The 1,013-nt window shown below is 34.8% G+C and carries 2 protein-coding genes; both read right to left on the bottom strand.

From position 1 onward, the window contains the following. Window positions 1–7: 7 nt before the first annotated feature. On the bottom strand, window positions 8–316 hold the full coding sequence (locus FH603_RS28220; RefSeq protein WP_317171358.1) for a hypothetical protein: 309 nt from the start codon (window positions 314–316) through the stop codon (window positions 8–10). A gap of 198 nt (window positions 317–514) precedes the next feature. After that, a complete protein-coding gene (locus FH603_RS28215; RefSeq protein ID WP_186742717.1) occupies window positions 515–763 on the bottom strand; it encodes a hypothetical protein in 249 nt (82 codons plus the stop codon). Window positions 764–1,013: the final 250 nt, after the last annotated feature.

Raw genomic sequence — 1,013 nt, 5'->3', positions numbered from 1 at the left:
CTCGAATTCAAGCGATTGTAGAAGACTTATTTGCTGATTCAGGCAAAGTCATCGCGTTAAGTTGTTTTCCGTACATCAAAAATACGTCATCATCAATCTGATTTAGTATAATTACATCTTTTCCTGTAATACGATAGCCTAAATTGAGTTGAACGAAGTCGGGTCTGTTTGTGCTAGCCAAATTACCCAATAAAAAAATAGTGCTACCAACAAACCACCGTTTGTAAGTACTGTCTTGTTTGGCATATTGTGCATTCCCCTGTAAACAGCTTGTTAAAACCAAAACAAGTCCAATCCATAAAATTTTCTTTTGCATATCTTTGTTAATTAACGTTAAACGATACTGCAAAAGTAGATTGGAAAGTTGCTTGAATTCGTTCACTTAAGTTAAGAAATGTATCTCAACTTTTATTATTTCAATAATTCTTGCTCTTAGCCTGTTTAATGATTGTGTTTTAGGCCTAAATAACTTGCTAATTGGTGTTGTGGATATGTTTAAGTGTCGGTAAAATTACTAGAAATTAAACCCAAAATGAAGTCCGGGTTCATAACCGAAGTATTTAGGCCATTTACTTTCCACTAATTCAAAAGATTGTGGTACATTAGTTTGTACAGGCCAATGCGTCAAACCAATAGATGGTTCTATAAAGAAACGGTTTTTAAATAGTTTGACCTGGTAACCCAAACGGTAGGTCATGAATAATGTGTATCCATTTGCAATCTTTTTATCATCCTCATCTATATATTTTTGAAAAGCATTCATTGCATGAACGCCTGTATATAATCCTTTCCACCAAAAACGGTTGTAGGCTAATCCAATTACTTTTTGGCGTACAAATCCGGGATAGTTTTCTCCCGGTGCATCAAATGATTTTCCCCAAGGAATACCTAATGGCCAAGTAAACTTATACTAAATCAAATTCAATAAGTCGTATCTTTGGTTATGGATTACGCTACTAAAATCAGCCAGACCGTTGACGAACTGCAACAGCTTGAAAAACAGCAGACTAATG

It is taken from the genome of Spirosoma utsteinense, assembly GCF_014282275.1.
GTDB classification, from domain to species: Bacteria; Bacteroidota; Bacteroidia; order Cytophagales; family Spirosomataceae; genus Spirosoma; species Spirosoma utsteinense.
The sequence above is the reverse complement of the archived record's forward strand: the minus strand, read 5'-3'. Positions and strand labels throughout refer to the sequence as shown.